This window comes from Legionella fallonii LLAP-10 (assembly GCF_000953135.1).
GTDB classification, from domain to species: Bacteria; Pseudomonadota; Gammaproteobacteria; order Legionellales; family Legionellaceae; genus Legionella; species Legionella fallonii.
Genome location: NZ_LN614827.1, coordinates 3,185,469 through 3,201,168, shown reverse-complemented (window position 1 = coordinate 3,201,168; position 15,700 = coordinate 3,185,469). Strand labels below are relative to the sequence as shown.

Below are 15,700 nucleotides of genomic sequence, written 5' to 3'. Positions count from 1 at the left end.
TGTCTATATTTGTATACTTATTAATATAATAGTCTATTTTTTTTTAAAACTCCTTGAAACAATGTTCAAAAATAGCCTGCCTCATTTTTTATATGGTTTAAGGTTATAGAGGCCAGGCTTGGTTCAAATGACGAATCGGACTGTTTAATGTCCATTTTTGGTTCGATTTAATTCCATCAAGAAAGACATTTCCTTTTCTTTTTTATATTCAAGTAGCGGTATTAAAATATTGCAATAATACGCACAGCTTTATAGTGTTGAAACACGTTCAGATGATATTTTACTTTTTTCCCATTTCTCTAAAAATTCGTTAGCCAGCGTAGTAGGATTTCCTTTTGCAGTATTAATAACAGCATCAAAGTCTATTCCTTCTGGAATATTGAGCGAAGCACGTTCTTGATTTTCAAAAAAACCAAACCGATTAGCCAGCTTACTATACTCCTCAATGGTTTTTTTAGAGCCTATGCGTGGTAAATCATCAGCGGTTAATTTCAGCCTATCATCGTTAAGTTGCAGTTTGACCACACTGTCTGAGTTAGTTACTATCTGAATTTCTTCGTCGTAACTTTGTTGTAGTACGTCAGGGTCAATAGGGTTTTCTAAAAATAATGGATCACCATTTTTATCCGTATTGGCATGTTTATTGACCATATAAAACAGTTCATTTCTTGAGAGAATATGCTCAGAAGAATCATCAAATAATTTATCTGCCGTGACTAACGTTGCTAACTGATGAAAGGGAAATAATCCTATCCGTTTATCCATAGGATTATCGATGTCCGCTTTACGATTTCGTTCTTGAATACGTTCACTTAATTTCTGCATAGGACAGTAAGCAAATACTACAGATGTGGTTAACGCTTCATTTGGATTTTCTTCACAATATTGTTGAGCACGCTTTTGAAAATACTCTAAACATTCTTTGGCACTACCATCTGGGTTTGGTACAAGATCAATAACAATGGATTCCCCGGAATTACCTTTATCGAACACCTCATCATAAAGCCTCACCATAGCATCACCAATTTCGGTAACAAGACGTAAGTTTTTAGCCAGTTTGGTTGCTTCGGCCTTAAATCCCGCTTTTATTAGGACGTCTTCGAGGTTAGGAAGCGAGGGATTAGGGAATTGATGAGCCGTAATTAGATGACTTCCTTTTGATATGGTAAGAACCCCTCTACCACATAATGTTAAAATTTCCTCTTCAGTCATTAGTGTTTGAAGGTTTTGTATAACATCCGATTTATCAAGTTTCTCAAACATTAATAACTTTAGATCACTCGGACTCAGATTAACAATCTTACCCACTACTTCATCAATGCTGGAAGATTTCCACCCGTGTGTTAAAACCAACTCTCTGCACAGTGATGATTTTCCTGCGGTTGATGACCCTAATAATAAAACAACATGCATGGTAAACCTCTTCAATAGGGGATAATGTGATACAGGGTAAGATATCTTGGCGTAGTTAAACTCATATTACTCTGTTCGTAGATTATACAAAAAACAGATGCTCCATTTTTCCAATTCAAACTATTTTGCAGAAAATTTACATTGAATGATCTTTTCTAAATGGCTTTTGATATGGTTATCTTCTAGGGTTTTACGTTTAATTTCGTCGATATTCTCTTCAGTCGTTGCCTGAATTGTCATTAGCATTGCAGAAGGATGTCCATCAGAGCTCGCTATCCAATAAACATATTTTCCGTCACAATAGTCTGAAGGTTCTTTTCGGTCATTCACGAAATTTAAAATATCATCTTTATGGCCCTGTGTGTTGTCCCAGAATTCTTGAACAAATTGCTCTGTAAGCCAACCGAAAATAATATCGAGATGATTTAAGTTGGCTTTTTCAAATTGTATATTCATTATGTTAATCTCTGTATATGTTTCAAAATGTTTTCTGCTACTTGTGCGGCAGACAATTGACTCACATCTAATTCTAATAAATGCGGATGCTCTATAGTGATGAGTTGCTCTGTTTGGTATACATCCTGAGGATCAATTGATTTCCATCTCACTCTTCTGGACGGTTCAGTGATACGCCTTAAATGTTCTTCTTCTGAGATGAGCCATACTAAGGCCTCATGATATAATAGTTAGCTGTAGTAAAAAACAAGATAGGCCAATTTTTGACCTATCTTGTAGTTTGAATACGAGTTGAAGAGATAAAATAGCTTATGAAGATTACGTTCACGCAACTAACTGAATCACATTTTCCCCTACTTTTGAAGTGGCTTGAAGCAGAGCATGTGAAAACATGGTGGGACCAGGATGTCCATTGGACGAATGAATTGATTTCTAAAAAATATGCCAATTATGTCAAAGGGTATAAGCTAGTTCATGGTACTCCTAAATCCATTAACCCTTATATTATCTGTGTTGATGAGAAACCTGTGGGCTATATTCAACTCTATAATGCGTATGATTTTCCTCGCTCAAAATCACTTCAAGGCTTGCCTCAATGTCTTGCAGCCTTCGATGTGTTGATAGGCGAGACAGATTATTTGAACCGTGGCATTGGTGCATCTGCAATTACAGCATTCTTAAACCAATATGCGGCTTCATATACCCATATTTTTGCTGATCCTGAAAGTACCAATCTTGCGGCAATTCGATCCTATGAAAAAGCAGGTTTTAAGAAAATAGGATTACAACCAGATACAAATGAACTATGGATGATAAAACAAAAAAGTACTTACATTATCTACTTGTTTGGCCATCCTGGCACTGGGAAATATACAATTAGCCAAGAATTGCTAAAAAATGGATTTATTGTTTGCGATAATCAACTCATCAACAATCCAATTTTTGCATTGCTAAATTACGACGGCTTTAGCAAAATCCCTGAGTTTGGATGGGATGCCATAGGACGCATTCGCACTGCTGTTTTTGAATTCATCGCTATGGAACAAAATCACAATTACGTTTTAACCAATTGCCTATATGAAAATGAAGGCGATCGGGATTGCTACATACAAGTAGAAACAATGGCATTAAAACGCAACTCGATCTTTATTCCTGTAAAATTACTTATCTCAGAAGAAGAAAATCTAAGACGTATTACAGATCCCTCTAGAAGAGCGCGATGGAAATCAGTTGATCCTCAAGACGTACATCAAAGAGAGCAACTCATTCACGTAGACCATCCACATTTGTTGGAATTAGATGTCAGCGCTTTGTCCGCAGTTCAGGCAGCAGTAAACATTTTAGAATATGCATTCAAGTTAAAAAATAACAACGGTGGAACACATGAGCAATAAATCTGATCCACTAAACATCAGATACCGCAAAGCCAATATAAATGATCTGCCTTTGATCGTGACTTTTCTCCTTGAAGATGAGCTTGGAAAAACACGAGAAAACAAGCAGTCAGTGTTAGATCAGCGCTACGTTGATGCGTTCTACAAGATAGACATTGACCCTAATCAATACTTGATGATTGTAGAAAACGACGATGAAATTATCGGGACGTGTCATTTAACGATCATGCCATCACTTACTTTTACAGGCCAAACTCGAATGCAGATTGAAGCTGTAAGGGTTTCTGAACAATTTAGAGGTCAAAAAATTGGTGAATGGATGATGAGTGCTGCAATCAATTATGGGAAATCCAAAGGCGCCTCAATTATTCAATTAACAACCAATAAAAAACGCTTAAGAGCAAAAAAATTCTATGAGAAATTGGGTTTTGAAGCTAGCCATGAAGGGATGAAATTGTATCTGGAGAAAAAACAATGAACCTACAGTTTAAAAAAGTCAATGCAAATGATATCGATACAATTTTTGCCTGGCTTGCAGAACCTAACGTTCAAGAGTTCTGGGATAACACACAGGGGCATAAGGATGATATCTTAAATTTTATTGATGGACGAATTACGCCTTCATCTTATGCAGACGGTAAGTATGTTTATTGGATAGCGATTGCTCATGGACATCCATTCGCCATGCTTATGACAATCCAAGAAACACCAGAAGATCATATTGATGACATTAAATTAATGCATCTATCAAAAACAGGCCACACATACGGTATTGATTATATGATTGGGGAACAAAATTATTTTGGTAAAGGTTGGGGAGCTAAAACGTTATCAGAGTTTATTGATTTTTTTAGAAGAGAAGTTGATGCATCAGCAGATACATTTTTAATCGACCCTGCAAGCGATAACCCGAGGGCCAAACATGTTTACATGAAGGCGGGTTTTGATCATATTGCTGATTTTGTCATGTCGGGTGATGTTTCTGGCGCAGGGAAAGAGCATCATTTATTGATTAAACGATTTTTATCCCAGGTTACTAATGATTAAAATTGACTCTTTAAAAAACCATCCACACGCTATACCAGCACTTGCAAATATTTGGCATGAAGGTTTAGGTAAAATCTGGATGCCAAAGATTGGAATTGAAGAAATTGAATCTTTATATTATGAAGAGCTGAACCGAGGTATGCCTATTACTTACCTTGCACTATACGGTGAAATTCCTGTAGGTTCTTGCACATTGCAATTAAAAGATGATGTTCGGCCAGATTTAGGGCCTTGGATTGGTGATTTGGTGGTTGATGCCAAATACCAAAAACAGGGTATTGGTAAAATGCTGCTCGATGCCGCAGCACAAAAAGCTCTGGCTCTAGGATTTGATAAGTTTTATCTTTTTACCTTTGATCCTACTATTACTGATTATTATGTGCGTCAAGGCTTCCGCATAATTGGTATGGATGAATTTAAGAAGCACCCGGTAACCGTGATGGAGCTGGTTTTATGAAAATAAGAGTATTAACTCCAGAAGATTGGAATATTTGGAAGCAATTTAGATTAGATGCGCTAAAAAATTCACCTGATAGTTTTGGCTCCTCTTATGAAGAGGAATTAAATTGGTCAGATTCAGATTTTCGAGATGGATTAAACAAAAACACTATTTTGGGTTCCTTCATTGATGGCACACTTGTAGCAAGTGTTGCCTTTTATCGCTTGAATGGGAGCAAGACAAAACATCGCGGCGTTATTTGGGGAATGTACACCGAGCCTAAATACAGAGGGCAAGGGGTAGCAAGTGCTTTAATTCAAACGGTTATTACTCATGCAAAATCACAAGTTATCCAGCTGCATTTGACCTGTGTGACAAATAATTTGAGTGCAATTAAGTTCTATCACAAGCATGGATTCAAAATTTATGGCACTGAACCTCGTGCACTGAAGAGTGATGATACCTTTTTTGACGAACATTTAATGGTACTGTATTTAACGGAAGAACCTATGAAGAAATTGAATACCTACCTTAGTCTTTGCACAGAGGTCTATGATTTAAGTAAGCCCAAGCCAGAGGCAGACGCGTATGCTTTTTATCGAGCATATGCCTTGAATGCAACTGGACCAATATTAGAGCCAATGTGTGGCACGGGCCGTTTTCTTTTGCCTTTGTTTGAAGAAGGATTTAATGTCCATGGCTTTGATGCAAGCGACAACATGCTTGAGGCATTGCATGCTAAAGCTCGTGATAGAAATCTCAAACCAACTGTATGGAAAGGTTTTGTTGAGGATTTAAAAAAGACGGAAAAATACAGTTTGATTTTTATTCCTTGCGGATCCTTCTGCTTGATTATAGATACAGAAGCAATTAAATCAGCTATAAAAACGTTTTATGATCATCTAAGTGATGATGGTGTTTTATTATTTGAAGGCGAAACGCATAAAGCGGTACCACCGCTTAACATTTGGCGTGGATCAAAATGGAGCCGACCTGATGGAAAAATGATTATGCTCTCATCCTGTGCAACACTTGAAGCCAATGTCTGTTCCTCTATGGGTAAATATGAGCTTATTCATCACAACAGCATTATTCGTACTGAAATTGAAGAATTAAAGGTACGAATTTATGAGCCAAGTGAGTTGATTGAAATCCTTAACGGTTGCGGCTTTAAACATATTCGAACGATTAAAGCCTTTGAACACGATGCTGCCCCAGATAACGATGATGAGTCAATTGTTTATGAATGCAGAAAGTAACACTATTTCAAGACTACTCAATGAATTATCTAATGAGGTGAAGAGACTCTATGGGTTCGTCAAAATAGCTGGTGATAATTTTGGTGAACCTGCGATTAACTCTGGTCCATGTGGACCATTTGCTTATGCTTTTTTTAAACTATGGAATCAAAAATTCATTGAAAAAGTAACTATTGTATTCATTATGGTGAAAAATTCTGATGAATGCTGGCATACGTTAATAAGGTTACCCGATGGTTCACTTTTTGATGGAGGATATGGCGTACATAGCGAAGAAAAGTATCGTAATCAGTTTGATATAGAAGATATGCTGACATTTGATATAGACCTGCTAGATAAACGCTCTTATGGGTTAAATAGGGAATACCCACGGTATTGCCCGAATTTCTCAATAAAAGTTATTGAAGACTTGATAGTAAGGTATCTAAATTTAATCGATAAAAACATCATCTTTCAAAAAATAAATCCAACATGCCCCTTGCTTGATACAGTCATAAAGAGCAGTATCGGTTCACCAACTTTAGAAAGGATTAAACAAGTTCTCCAAGATTATGAACTGCCAAATCGATTTTTAATTGGCGCCATTTCTTCGCAGACATTAATTGCTGTTATCGGCTATGAGTTGAAGGGCACACAAGCCATCATTAAACACATCAGTGTAATCGATGCATTTAAAAAGGAAGGAATTGGCAAGACCTTAATTCAACAATTAATAAATAATTGTACCCCAAGTTCAGTAACACTAGAAACCGATGATGAATCGGTCGGATTTTATGAAAATATTGGGTTCATATGTACACCTTTTAAAGGCAGCTATGGAGTTAGATATAGTTGCATCCAGGATTTATCTTCTTATTTGCATTCGCGCCGATGATCGGCAAGTACCTCATCAACGACACGCCAATCCACACGTTTTTCACCTGGGAATGCCCAACATAATGCTTTCCATAGCGTCCAACCACGACCACGAGCCCAGGTTGCGCTATCGAGCTTTAGTGTTGCACGAAACGTGTCTCGGCTTTCTCCTGTAAATAATGTCCAGGCGATTGCTAAATCACATGCTGGATCGCCGATGCATAGTTGTCCGAAGTCAATAACGGCGCTTAACTGCCCTTTATTTACAAGTAGATTACCAATGGCGATGTCACCATGCACCCATACTGGGGGACTTTGCCAAGTAGACGAAAGAGCTAAATTCCAAATTTCAGTGGTAACTTCAGCATAGGTCTTATCGTCAAGAGAGGCAATCGCTTCCCTTGTTTCTGTATCATAGGTTGCAAGCGCGCCGCCTCGATAAAAGTTATGTTCTCCAGCTAAAGGCCCTCCAGTAGGGTCGCACTGTTGTAGAGCGTTTAAGAATTCTGCAAGAGCTACAGCGAATTGAGGTAGGTTTTTGATGCGTTCAATAGAGGCGGTGTTGCCTTCAATCCATTTATAAATCGACCAATGCAAGGGATATTCAAGGCCTGGTTTACCCATGGCAATGGGCATAGCAATAGCTAAAGGTAATTGCGGCGCTAATTTAGGAAGCCAATACTGCTCTGTTTCCACTTGACCTGAATAATCAGCGTGACTTGGTAACCGAATCGTCATGTGTTTTCCAAGATGAAAAGTCTTGTTATCCCAGCCACTGAGCTCCACAGGCTTTATCTCAAGAGAAGCCCACTCTGGGAATTGTGTGGCAATCAGGCGTTGGACGAGACATGCATCTATATGAATTTTATCATGATTGGACATAAGTAAACTTCCCAAAAAATTCTGTTAATTGTTTGAAATAAGATTCATCACAACTATCCTCTATAGCCCACACCCAGGCAAGTACCGCTTGTACGAAACACCAATCAAGGATTCGTTGCTCCGGTAATTCAAGGATCGCAGCAAAACGAGCGATGCGTTGGCTAATGATATTTGCTGCATTTTTTTGTGCAAGTAATTCGGGTATGGGATTACGGATAAAAGCAGCTACCTCATAGGCTGGTTCGCCAATTACACCTTTGGGGTCAATTACAATCCAACCATCCCCGTTTTGCAGCATATTATCATGATGTAAATCTCCATGCAGCAAAACAGATTCTGAAGGGGTTGCAAGTAAATCATCACGCAGTTGTCTTGCTTGATGCAAGTAATGAGCTGGTATATTGAGGTCTTTACCAAGCGCAATGAGCCATTCTTTAATTTGAGGAAATACATGTGCATGAGGTATTGGTGCCTGATGCAGTCGTTTTAAACAGTCACAAGTAATTTGAATTGCATCATTATCTTGTTTAGGAAAATAAGATTTTAAAGATGCCCCTGAAATAGCGCGTTCAATGAGCAGCATTCCTTCACTTTCTTTCAGAACTTTAACAACACCAAATCCTGCAAAAGCCTTAAGTGCTGAGGCTTCGCGTTTGAATCCAGCACTATCTGGACCCAATTTTAAAATAATAGGCTGTGACTCTTGGAACCCAGACAGTACGTAATTGTAGCTTAGGTTTATAATTGGCTTCAATTTTGATAATCCATATGTTATTTCCATCTGCTCGATCAGATCAGGCAGAGAAGCCAACCATTGTTTTCCTTTATCGCCATATAAATTGATGATATTTTTTTCTAATACTCTCATGGGACATCTTTCCTCATAAACATTCTATCGTGCCCTAATAAGTATTCTGGTATTGTTCCTATGCAATAAAAACCGTGCTTTTGATAAAACGCTTGCGCTTGAAATGCATAGGTATCGACAAATATTTTGTGTAACCCTTTATTTATAGCTACATCATCAATCATGCTAATGATTTTTGTTCCTACTCCTTTTTTGCGATAGTGTTCATCGCACCAAAGTACATCAATATACAGCGCATCGCTGTGCTCCCAAATTAAAGCACCGCCTATAATCTGGCTCCCATCTTTTGCAAATATGCTGAAATGAGTTGCTTTCTCATTTATAGTCTGACTATTAAAATTAACGATCCCATCACGTATGATTTTATCATCAGATGCGCTGGGATTATTATCAATGACATATTCAAATGTGCTCATTTTATTTTCCTAAAACTCAGTGATATTAACTGTACCTGAAGATACAGGATCTGTATTGCCAATCCCTAAAACCAAGTGTTTATGGTATTCTGTGGGAATAAAATTGAACATTATACGAGAAGAACGTTAGCATGAGTCAACCTTATGAATTTTCTATTGCTACAAATGCAGAAGCAGAAACCTTGAATGATAAAATAGACGCGTTTAATGGCAAGCAGGTTTCGTTTTATGGTGATGTTGAAACTTTAATAGATTATGTTATTAAAGATAATGGCAATATTATAGCGGGCATAAGAAGTTGTTTTTATCTTGGAAAATGCTTGGCTATTAATGTGCTTTTTGTTGATGAAAATCATCGGCACAAAGGTTTAGGCAGTTTATTGCTGAATAAAGTTGAGACTAAGGCCGCAGCATTGGGAGCCAGACTTTTCCATTTGGATACCTTTGATTTCCAAGCAAAAGATTTCTATTTGAAATATGGGTATGAAATTTTTGGCATTCTTGAGGATTGCCCGCCAGGTTATAAACGCTATTACATGAGAAAATATTTATGATCAAATCTAATGGGAAAATTATCACCGGCTCAACTATTGGCCTAATTACCCCATCAAGTCCTCTTTCTCCAGGACTACTTGAAGCCTCAATTGCTTACTTTGAAAAAGCAGGATTTAAAATAAAAATTGGCAAAAATATTCAAAAATCAGAGCTGTTTTCTGCAGGAACTGATGAGCAGCGCGCTGCCGATATTATGACTTGTTTTAAAGAATCGGACGTGTCCGCTATAATCACGACTAATGGCGGGACTTGTTCTATAAGAACATTGCCCTTGCTGGATTATGAGGTTATTCGTAAAAATCCTAAACCAATAATCGGCTATAGTGACACTACAGCTTTGCAGCTGGGGATATATTCTAAAACTGGGTGCATATCCTTTACCGGTTTCAATTGCAGTGATATCCAAAACGGTGCAATAGATCATAGGATATTAAGCACTTTAACACACTGTTTAAATGAAGAAAGCTACTCCATTCATAGCGGATCAACTGTCAATCATGGTAGCGTTACAGCACCTCTAATCGGTGGAAATTTGATGTGTTTGCTAAATCTCATGGGCACACCTTATCAACCCGATTTTTCTAATAAGATTTTATTGATTGAGGATGTAGGAATTGAACCTTATATTGTAGAAGGAATGTTTTCGCAATTGTATGTTGCTGGAATATTAAACAATTTATCAGGTGTTGTTATTGGAGCTTTTTCTGCATGTACAGCTCAGCATTTTTTAGACCAAGGTGGAACTACAGAAGATATTATTGATTTTTGGTGTAAGCGAATTAATGTGCCATGTATAAGGAGTTTTTCGTATGGCCATATAGAAAGCAGGTATGTTGTACCGATTGGGCAGATGGCAACATTAGATGCAACAAATTGCAAATTGGATATCCATTTTGACAAATAAACAACACTCACATGATCAAATAATCCTTTGGGCCAAAAATATTCTTGGCTCAAATATGCTTGATACAGAAATTGTTGTACAAACACCTTGGTCAAGTGTTTTAAGAATTAGCACACCCGAAGGTCCATTTTATCTTAAGCAAACACCACCCACTCTATTTATCGAAGTTGATATCCTTCAAAAATACCGCAACTTATGCAAAATAACTGATATCCCAGAAGTCATTGCAGAGAACAAAAATTTACACTGCTTTTTAATGAAGGAGTGCGGAGATGTAACACTGCGCACTTTGTTTGATGGGCATCTTAAGATTGATCTGTTAGTTCAGGGTTTGCAAGTTTATAAAGTTCTGCAACTGGCTACAGTGCCATATGTTACTGCATTTATTCAATCAGGTGTGCCAGACTGGCGCCTTGAGAAATTCCCAACATTGTATCAAGATCTTGTTGGTGATGATGTATTTTTAAAGGCTAATGGATTAGATACGGCGCAGATTAAGACATTACAAAATGCAATGATGGATCTAGAGATACTATGCCAAGAGCTTTCAAGTTATGGGATACCAGAATGTCTTAATCATTCTGATTTCCACGAGAATAATATGTTATTCAGTAGCATCACAAAAAAAATTAGCATCATAGATCTTGGTGAAACAGCTATCAATCATCCATTCTTTTCTCTTGCCGCTTTCCTTAAAATTCCATGCAGCCGCTACAAAATATCACTTGATTCCACAGATTATCAAATACTTCATGATACCTGTTTTCAAGGCTGGCTCTCATTGGATGAGGATTTACAAAAAGCATTAGAACTTACCGAAAAGTTGCTCCCCATCTATTTGCTTTTTGCACATATGCGGTTAGTTAATGCAACGTGCCCTATTGCACTTGGTACTATTCCGCGGATGAATAATCGTGTTAAAGAAGCTTTTCTGTGGTTTATAAAAAATCTCAGAACTATCCGTTAACATTTCACTGGTAAATCAAATTAATTAGGCTAAATGTATTAATATCTCCCCGTATACCTCACAACACACACAATAACGCCGATAATTATAGCGTCAGTTACTTTATCAATTTTTATATTTCCCCAATTATCATTTTCGGCCCGCAATTCAAATGGATTAAATTCTTTTGATAAGGTCAGTTGTTTATATCTACGCACAATAACCTCATTTTCTTCGTTAAGCTGTGCTGCAACTAAACTTCCTGGATGCAGTTCAGAATTGGGATCAATAATCAAAATATCATTAACTCTTAATTCAGGGTGCATGCTCTCATCTTTCATTTTTAGAGCAAATGTGTTTTCTCCAAGACGAGTACTAAGCTCAGCAGAAATAGGTATAAAGCTTATTTCACCTGAATTATGTTCGTTCCTAACTCTTTGAATGAATCCTTTTGGATCGCAGGCTTGTTGATGATCAAGCAGTGGAACCAACGACCCTAATCCTGGAATTTTCTTCGGACGTTTCTCATCGGTTAGGCACATCAAATAAGCAGGTGAAATATCTAGTGCTTTAGCCAGTTGTTTTATTTCTTCAGGCCCAGGGGTTCTATCCCCCCGCTCCCAATTGCTAATTCTTGATTGTTTAAGATCATCAGTTAACTCCTCAAGAGCTTTTCTAGTTAACCCCTTTGCTATCCGTTCTGCTTGAATTCTTTGACCAATTTTTTCTTTTATATTCATATTAGCTACCCGGAATGTCCCATATTGTGAAAATAAGCATTGACAATTTCACGTTAAGTGGTAAATTAAAATTATTATTTACACGATACGTACAGTATCGGTGGTTATTAATAGCAAATATACCATAGAAATAAAATAATAACGAATTTATACACGTATTGAGAGTAAACAATGGATTTTTTAATTAATGACAAAGAACTTGCTGCTCTATGTGGACTACCTCACCTTCAGCAGCTGGCTTACCTAAGAGGAATACGGCCATATATGGACGTCAAAACAGGCTTAGTTGGCATAAAACGCGGAATTAGCTATCAATCAATAGCAGAGCAACTTTATATTGAGCCGCACCAAGGCATTAAAAGCGAGAGCTATTCGCGCATGCAAATACGCAGAGCCTTATCCGCTTTGGGACGCATGGGGCTTATTACACCACAATCTGAAGGCCTAAAATTAATTTTAAAATGCGAATTAGCCACAAAGGATTATTCCGTCCAAAATAAAGTAGACCTAAACCCGACACAGCAACTAGGCCCAGCTAAAAATCAGCATCGTCTTATAAATACTGGCTTATCAGATACAGACTCACTAAAAGCCGGCATAGATAAATCTTCAAAAGCCGACACACCTCTAAAAGAAGATAATTATTATATTTTTTTATTATCACAATTCGAAAAATTTTGGGATTTGTATCCGTTAAAAAAATCAAAGCAAAAAGCATGGGAAGCATTTCAAGCGCTTAATCTCACACCTGAGTTGCCAATACAAATTTATTCGGCTTTACAACAACAAATCCAGTTTTATCAACAACAGCATAGCCAAGGCCAATGGGTTGCTGCTTGGAAATATCCTGCCAATTGGTTAGCACAACATTGTTGGGAAGATGAAATTCAAAGTGATACGTGTCAGGAGACAAATAATGCAGTCCATGAAACAAATTATAAGAAACAACCCATTAGAGACAGCTTCTGGGAGTCATGTAAATCAGGCATTGAAGAAGAAACCGATGACAACATCATCGACCTTAGCGCCTACCGAGGAAGGTCGCAAGCGCATTGATCGATTATTTTTGAGGTTTGCAGCTATGTACGGACAGGTTTGGCGTAGTCAATTTAAAAGCGATGAGTTTTTAGTTTTTGTTAAAGGTGAATGGCAACAAGGACTACTTACCTATGCGGATAACATTCTTGATCTGGCAATTGATTTATGTCGAAAAAATAAGGAACTACCGCCAACCTTACCCCAATTTATTGATTTTTGTAAAAATTGTTCCAAGAGAAGTTCATTTTTTGTACCTGATGAAGCTCCCAAAAACAATAACCCTGAAGTGGCTAAAACCCAATTACTGAAAATGAAACACATTTTAAATATGAAGGTTAACTAAAAAGGAGAAGAAGATGTTGAGTTTAACTAGAAGAGTCGGTGAAAGCATTGTTATTGGAGAAGATATATTTATCACAGTTCTATGTTGTAAAGGGAATCAGGTACGCATTGGGTTTAATGCACCCAATTCAGTAGCCATCCACCGTTATGAAATTTATCAAAAAATTCAATCTGAAAAGCACGATGGTTTGGCTGATCCAACAAAGAAATTTTGCCCATCAATGCAGCAATCAATCCTCAATCACCATTAAAAAGGAGGGATAACATGTCTTTATTAAATCAGTTCAGAAGTAACGTGTTAAGCAGTATTAATGCTCACATTGGAAAGATTTTCATACTTATTTGCTTGCTAATAATGGCTCAAGGAACCTTTGCAGCGGATGCTTTATCCGCTGCAGAAGAAGTAGTTAAGGATACCTACAATGGTTCGATAAAAACCTATCTTTATGTCGGAGAAGCTGTAGCGGCTGTTGTTACCTTGATGTTTACTCGAAATATTAAAACGCTTGGCGGCGTTGGGGCGATGGCTATTTTTCTAAACGTCGTTGCAATGCTTGCAGGGGTTTAAGATGGAAGATCCAAAAAAATACAAAACACCCCAATATCTTAATGAACCTTATCGATTAATCATTTTCACAATTGATGAGGTCATGGTAGCGTCACTAACGCTTTACATATTTGGGGCTGTTTGCGGCTTTGTAGTTACCTCATTGATTTTAACCTGTGCGTTTCTATTTCTGATGAAACGCATGAAGGGGAATGAAGGTCCCTATTTTTATATCCACCTTTTTTATTGGTTTTTTTCTCTATCACCTAAGTTGCGGGCAACACCACCGTCATGGATTAGAGCGTTTTTGGGGTAACAGATGAAAATAGAACAAAAAAAATCAGAGTTAATGAAGGAAAAAAAGACCAGGGTTTTGCTCATAGGTGTTAGTAGTGTATTGCTTGCTATGACATTCATGCAATCGATTACCATTGTGGCTTTATTGCATTATGCTCATAGTAAACACGAAACCCATTTCATCCCACCTAAAATATCTCAAGAATTTACGCTCTCTGGAACAGGTGTTTCAGAAGGCTATTTAAGAGACATGACTAATTTCCTAACCCAACTTCGTTTTAATATTACTTCAAGTTCAGCCACTTACCAGTTTAATGCGCTCTTAGGCTATGTGGCTCCATCACTGTATGGGGACATCAGAGCGCAATTGGTAAAGGAGGTCGAACAAATCAATCATGAACATTTATCCAGCGTGTTTTATCCATCGACCTTTGAAATTGATATCAAACACTTAAGCGTAAAAGTAATGGGACAAATGAAGCGTTTTGTTGGCGCGGACTTGATGTCTGATGTACGGGAGACCTTTTTAATTAGGTATTCCTATGAGTATGGCCTATTGAAATTAACGAATCTTGAGAAGGTGTAATCATGAAACAAATAGCAATGATATTCAGCTTAGGCTTATTCATAGCAACAGCAGAAGGAGCCCAAATAAAAACAGTCAGAAATTATGAAGATATTTTCATTAATGCCTCAATTAAAGAACCCAATAATCTCATGTTAGAAGACGATCGCATTCAGCAAATTAAAGCACCTGGAAATACCTTGGTTGATGCATGCAATGGGAAAGCCAATTGCAAATTAATTGATGATACGACAGGAATTCTTACTTTTTTGCCATCACCTCTTTACCACACCCGAGCTTTTACTATTAATTTGTTGACTGAAAAAGGCTTTTTTTACAACGTGCGTGTAGATCCAAAACCCATTGCCTCACAAACAATCGTTTTTAAATCTTATAAGAATCCTGTAATTCGTGCCCGTGACCCACGTACTTCAAGTTACGAAAAGGTAATGGTTGGTTTTTTAAGAGCACTGGTTAATGGGTATTTGCCAGAAGGTTTTACCCAAACAATACCTAAAAAGCCTTCGGTCTATAAAGCGCAAAAAACACAGCTAAAACGCTTGTTGACAGTTAAAGGCAATCGTATGAGAGGTGAAATTTTTGAGTTAAAGAACGTGACCAATCAGCCTATTGATGCCAAGGAATCCTGGTTTAATTGGCCTGGAACTAAAGGGGTGGCGCTTGCTAAAAACCATTTAGCGCCTTTTGAAACTACTCGATTGTATAGGATTAGCTAA

General features: G+C 37.5%; 23 protein-coding genes and 1 pseudogene. 17 read left to right on the top strand and 7 right to left on the bottom strand.

What is annotated here, in order from left to right; translation table 11 throughout:
- Nucleotides 1–249: 249 nt before the first annotated feature.
- The 3 genes from LFA_RS13360 to LFA_RS19910 all read right to left on the bottom strand — a co-directional run bounded on the left by LFA_RS13360 (nt 250) and on the right by LFA_RS19910 (nt 2,021).
- Entirely contained in the window at nt 250–1,413 is a 1,164-nt protein-coding gene (locus LFA_RS13360) for a hypothetical protein (RefSeq protein WP_045096625.1), read from the bottom strand.
- Nucleotides 1,414–1,533: 120 nt separating this feature from the next.
- Nucleotides 1,534–1,869, bottom strand: coding sequence for a hypothetical protein (locus LFA_RS13355; protein ID WP_231865845.1), 336 nt, complete (start codon nt 1,867–1,869; stop codon nt 1,534–1,536).
- A complete protein-coding gene (locus tag LFA_RS19910) occupies nt 1,869–2,021 on the bottom strand; it encodes a hypothetical protein (protein WP_157010370.1) in 153 nt (50 codons plus the stop codon). The genes LFA_RS13355 and LFA_RS19910 overlap by 1 nt, the downstream gene beginning before the upstream one ends.
- Before the next feature lie 159 nt (nt 2,022–2,180).
- Between LFA_RS19910 and LFA_RS20375 the strand changes: the two genes are divergently transcribed.
- The 7 genes and pseudogenes from LFA_RS20375 (at nt 2,181) to LFA_RS19240 (ending at nt 6,882) form a co-directional block, all read left to right on the top strand.
- On the top strand, nt 2,181–3,263 hold the full coding sequence (locus LFA_RS20375; protein ID WP_084602183.1) for a GNAT family N-acetyltransferase: 1,083 nt from the start codon (nt 2,181–2,183) through the stop codon (nt 3,261–3,263).
- Nucleotides 3,253–3,741 (top strand): GNAT family N-acetyltransferase, encoded by a 489-nt coding sequence (locus LFA_RS13335; protein WP_045096624.1) that lies wholly within the window; start codon nt 3,253–3,255, stop codon nt 3,739–3,741. Before LFA_RS20375 ends, LFA_RS13335 begins: the two co-directional genes overlap by 11 nt.
- A complete protein-coding gene (locus LFA_RS13330) occupies nt 3,738–4,310 on the top strand; it encodes a GNAT family N-acetyltransferase (protein WP_045096623.1) in 573 nt (190 codons plus the stop codon). The genes LFA_RS13335 and LFA_RS13330 overlap by 4 nt, the downstream gene beginning before the upstream one ends.
- The gene (locus LFA_RS13325; RefSeq protein ID WP_045096622.1) at nt 4,303–4,767 is read left to right on the top strand and encodes a GNAT family N-acetyltransferase; all 465 of its coding nucleotides are present in this window, start codon (nt 4,303–4,305) and stop codon (nt 4,765–4,767) included. Before LFA_RS13330 ends, LFA_RS13325 begins: the two co-directional genes overlap by 8 nt.
- Nucleotides 4,764–5,219, top strand: a pseudogene (locus tag LFA_RS20370) (GNAT family N-acetyltransferase); the annotation flags it as partial. The gene LFA_RS13325 and the pseudogene LFA_RS20370, both read left to right, overlap by 4 nt.
- A gap of 39 nt (nt 5,220–5,258) precedes the next feature.
- On the top strand, nt 5,259–6,008 hold the full coding sequence (locus tag LFA_RS20365; RefSeq protein WP_045097606.1) for a class I SAM-dependent DNA methyltransferase: 750 nt from the start codon (nt 5,259–5,261) through the stop codon (nt 6,006–6,008).
- Nucleotides 5,992–6,882, top strand: a complete 891-nt coding sequence (locus LFA_RS19240) for a GNAT family N-acetyltransferase (RefSeq protein WP_065814372.1) — start codon at nt 5,992–5,994, stop codon at nt 6,880–6,882. The genes LFA_RS20365 and LFA_RS19240 overlap by 17 nt, the downstream gene beginning before the upstream one ends.
- On the opposite strand, the gene LFA_RS13310 is transcribed toward LFA_RS19240, so the two are convergent.
- Genes LFA_RS13310 through LFA_RS13300 form a run of 3 tightly spaced genes read right to left on the bottom strand, consistent with a single transcriptional unit; the run spans nt 6,861 to nt 9,029 of the window.
- A complete protein-coding gene (locus LFA_RS13310; protein WP_045096621.1) occupies nt 6,861–7,745 on the bottom strand; it encodes an aminoglycoside phosphotransferase family protein in 885 nt (294 codons plus the stop codon). The genes LFA_RS19240 and LFA_RS13310 overlap by 22 nt on opposite strands.
- Nucleotides 7,732–8,613 carry an aminoglycoside phosphotransferase family protein gene (locus LFA_RS13305; RefSeq protein WP_045096620.1) on the bottom strand — a complete coding sequence of 294 codons (882 nt, stop codon included), beginning with the start codon at nt 8,611–8,613 and terminating at the stop codon, nt 7,732–7,734. The genes LFA_RS13310 and LFA_RS13305 overlap by 14 nt, the downstream gene beginning before the upstream one ends.
- On the bottom strand, nt 8,610–9,029 hold the full coding sequence (locus tag LFA_RS13300; protein WP_045096619.1) for a GNAT family N-acetyltransferase: 420 nt from the start codon (nt 9,027–9,029) through the stop codon (nt 8,610–8,612). Before LFA_RS13300 ends, LFA_RS13305 begins: the two co-directional genes overlap by 4 nt.
- A gap of 131 nt (nt 9,030–9,160) precedes the next feature.
- Between LFA_RS13300 and LFA_RS13295 the strand changes: the two genes are divergently transcribed.
- Genes LFA_RS13295 through LFA_RS13285 form a run of 3 tightly spaced genes read left to right on the top strand, consistent with a single transcriptional unit; the run spans nt 9,161 to nt 11,455 of the window.
- A complete protein-coding gene (locus tag LFA_RS13295; protein ID WP_045096618.1) occupies nt 9,161–9,583 on the top strand; it encodes a GNAT family N-acetyltransferase in 423 nt (140 codons plus the stop codon).
- A complete protein-coding gene (locus LFA_RS13290) occupies nt 9,580–10,488 on the top strand; it encodes a S66 peptidase family protein (RefSeq protein WP_045096617.1) in 909 nt (302 codons plus the stop codon). Before LFA_RS13295 ends, LFA_RS13290 begins: the two co-directional genes overlap by 4 nt.
- Nucleotides 10,478–11,455 carry a phosphotransferase gene (locus LFA_RS13285; protein ID WP_172653474.1) on the top strand — a complete coding sequence of 326 codons (978 nt, stop codon included), beginning with the start codon at nt 10,478–10,480 and terminating at the stop codon, nt 11,453–11,455. Before LFA_RS13290 ends, LFA_RS13285 begins: the two co-directional genes overlap by 11 nt.
- 38 nt (nt 11,456–11,493) lie before the next feature.
- Here the strand turns inward: LFA_RS13285 and LFA_RS13280 are convergent, their stop codons facing one another.
- Nucleotides 11,494–12,174, bottom strand: coding sequence for a helix-turn-helix domain-containing protein (locus LFA_RS13280; protein WP_045096616.1), 681 nt, complete (start codon nt 12,172–12,174; stop codon nt 11,494–11,496).
- A gap of 171 nt (nt 12,175–12,345) precedes the next feature.
- Between LFA_RS13280 and LFA_RS13275 the strand changes: the two genes are divergently transcribed.
- From LFA_RS13275 to traK, 7 genes are read left to right on the top strand one after another with little or no spacing between them, the layout of a single operon-like run.
- The gene (locus LFA_RS13275; protein ID WP_045096615.1) at nt 12,346–13,230 is read left to right on the top strand and encodes a hypothetical protein; all 885 of its coding nucleotides are present in this window, start codon (nt 12,346–12,348) and stop codon (nt 13,228–13,230) included.
- Entirely contained in the window at nt 13,178–13,555 is a 378-nt protein-coding gene (locus LFA_RS13270) for a hypothetical protein (RefSeq protein ID WP_045096614.1), read from the top strand. The genes LFA_RS13275 and LFA_RS13270 overlap by 53 nt, the downstream gene beginning before the upstream one ends.
- A gap of 13 nt (nt 13,556–13,568) precedes the next feature.
- Entirely contained in the window at nt 13,569–13,805 is a 237-nt protein-coding gene (csrA, locus tag LFA_RS13265) for a carbon storage regulator CsrA (protein ID WP_010947807.1), read from the top strand.
- 14 nt (nt 13,806–13,819) lie between these two features.
- Nucleotides 13,820–14,122: a fimbrial protein gene (locus LFA_RS13260; RefSeq protein WP_010947806.1), complete on the top strand. Its 303-nt coding sequence runs from the start codon at nt 13,820–13,822 to the stop codon at nt 14,120–14,122.
- A gap of 1 nt (nt 14,123) precedes the next feature.
- Nucleotides 14,124–14,417, top strand: a complete 294-nt coding sequence (gene traL / locus LFA_RS13255) for a type IV conjugative transfer system protein TraL (RefSeq protein WP_045096613.1) — start codon at nt 14,124–14,126, stop codon at nt 14,415–14,417.
- A 3-nt stretch (nt 14,418–14,420) separates the two neighbouring features.
- Nucleotides 14,421–14,984, top strand: a complete 564-nt coding sequence (gene traE, locus LFA_RS13250) for a type IV conjugative transfer system protein TraE (protein WP_045096612.1) — start codon at nt 14,421–14,423, stop codon at nt 14,982–14,984.
- 2 nt (nt 14,985–14,986) lie between these two features.
- Nucleotides 14,987–15,700, top strand: a complete 714-nt coding sequence (traK, locus tag LFA_RS13245; RefSeq protein ID WP_045096611.1) for a type-F conjugative transfer system secretin TraK — start codon at nt 14,987–14,989, stop codon at nt 15,698–15,700.

What these genes read in the sequence shown, in the direction of transcription:
- LFA_RS13360 (WP_045096625.1), bottom strand. Translation starts at nt 1,413, where the DNA reads ATGCATGTTGTTTTATTATTAGGGTCATCAACCGCAGGAAAATCATCA.
- LFA_RS13355 (WP_231865845.1), bottom strand. Translation starts at nt 1,869, where the DNA reads ATGAATATACAATTTGAAAAAGCCAACTTAAATCATCTCGATATTATT.
- LFA_RS20375 (WP_084602183.1), top strand. Translation starts at nt 2,181, where the DNA reads ATGAAGATTACGTTCACGCAACTAACTGAATCACATTTTCCCCTACTT.
- LFA_RS13335 (WP_045096624.1), top strand. Translation starts at nt 3,253, where the DNA reads ATGAGCAATAAATCTGATCCACTAAACATCAGATACCGCAAAGCCAAT.
- LFA_RS13330 (WP_045096623.1), top strand. Translation starts at nt 3,738, where the DNA reads ATGAACCTACAGTTTAAAAAAGTCAATGCAAATGATATCGATACAATT.
- LFA_RS13325 (WP_045096622.1), top strand. Translation starts at nt 4,303, where the DNA reads ATGATTAAAATTGACTCTTTAAAAAACCATCCACACGCTATACCAGCA.
- LFA_RS20365 (WP_045097606.1), top strand. Translation starts at nt 5,259, where the DNA reads ATGAAGAAATTGAATACCTACCTTAGTCTTTGCACAGAGGTCTATGAT.
- LFA_RS19240 (WP_065814372.1), top strand. Translation starts at nt 5,992, where the DNA reads ATGAATGCAGAAAGTAACACTATTTCAAGACTACTCAATGAATTATCT.
- LFA_RS13310 (WP_045096621.1), bottom strand. Translation starts at nt 7,745, where the DNA reads ATGTCCAATCATGATAAAATTCATATAGATGCATGTCTCGTCCAACGC.
- LFA_RS13305 (WP_045096620.1), bottom strand. Translation starts at nt 8,613, where the DNA reads ATGAGAGTATTAGAAAAAAATATCATCAATTTATATGGCGATAAAGGA.
- LFA_RS13300 (WP_045096619.1), bottom strand. Translation starts at nt 9,029, where the DNA reads ATGAGCACATTTGAATATGTCATTGATAATAATCCCAGCGCATCTGAT.
- LFA_RS13295 (WP_045096618.1), top strand. Translation starts at nt 9,161, where the DNA reads ATGAGTCAACCTTATGAATTTTCTATTGCTACAAATGCAGAAGCAGAA.
- LFA_RS13290 (WP_045096617.1), top strand. Translation starts at nt 9,580, where the DNA reads ATGATCAAATCTAATGGGAAAATTATCACCGGCTCAACTATTGGCCTA.
- LFA_RS13280 (WP_045096616.1), bottom strand. Translation starts at nt 12,174, where the DNA reads ATGAATATAAAAGAAAAAATTGGTCAAAGAATTCAAGCAGAACGGATA.
- LFA_RS13275 (WP_045096615.1), top strand. Translation starts at nt 12,346, where the DNA reads ATGGATTTTTTAATTAATGACAAAGAACTTGCTGCTCTATGTGGACTA.
- LFA_RS13270 (WP_045096614.1), top strand. Translation starts at nt 13,178, where the DNA reads ATGACAACATCATCGACCTTAGCGCCTACCGAGGAAGGTCGCAAGCGC.
- csrA (WP_010947807.1), top strand. Translation starts at nt 13,569, where the DNA reads ATGTTGAGTTTAACTAGAAGAGTCGGTGAAAGCATTGTTATTGGAGAA.
- LFA_RS13260 (WP_010947806.1), top strand. Translation starts at nt 13,820, where the DNA reads ATGTCTTTATTAAATCAGTTCAGAAGTAACGTGTTAAGCAGTATTAAT.
- traL (WP_045096613.1), top strand. Translation starts at nt 14,124, where the DNA reads ATGGAAGATCCAAAAAAATACAAAACACCCCAATATCTTAATGAACCT.
- traE (WP_045096612.1), top strand. Translation starts at nt 14,421, where the DNA reads ATGAAAATAGAACAAAAAAAATCAGAGTTAATGAAGGAAAAAAAGACC.
- traK (WP_045096611.1), top strand. Translation starts at nt 14,987, where the DNA reads ATGAAACAAATAGCAATGATATTCAGCTTAGGCTTATTCATAGCAACA.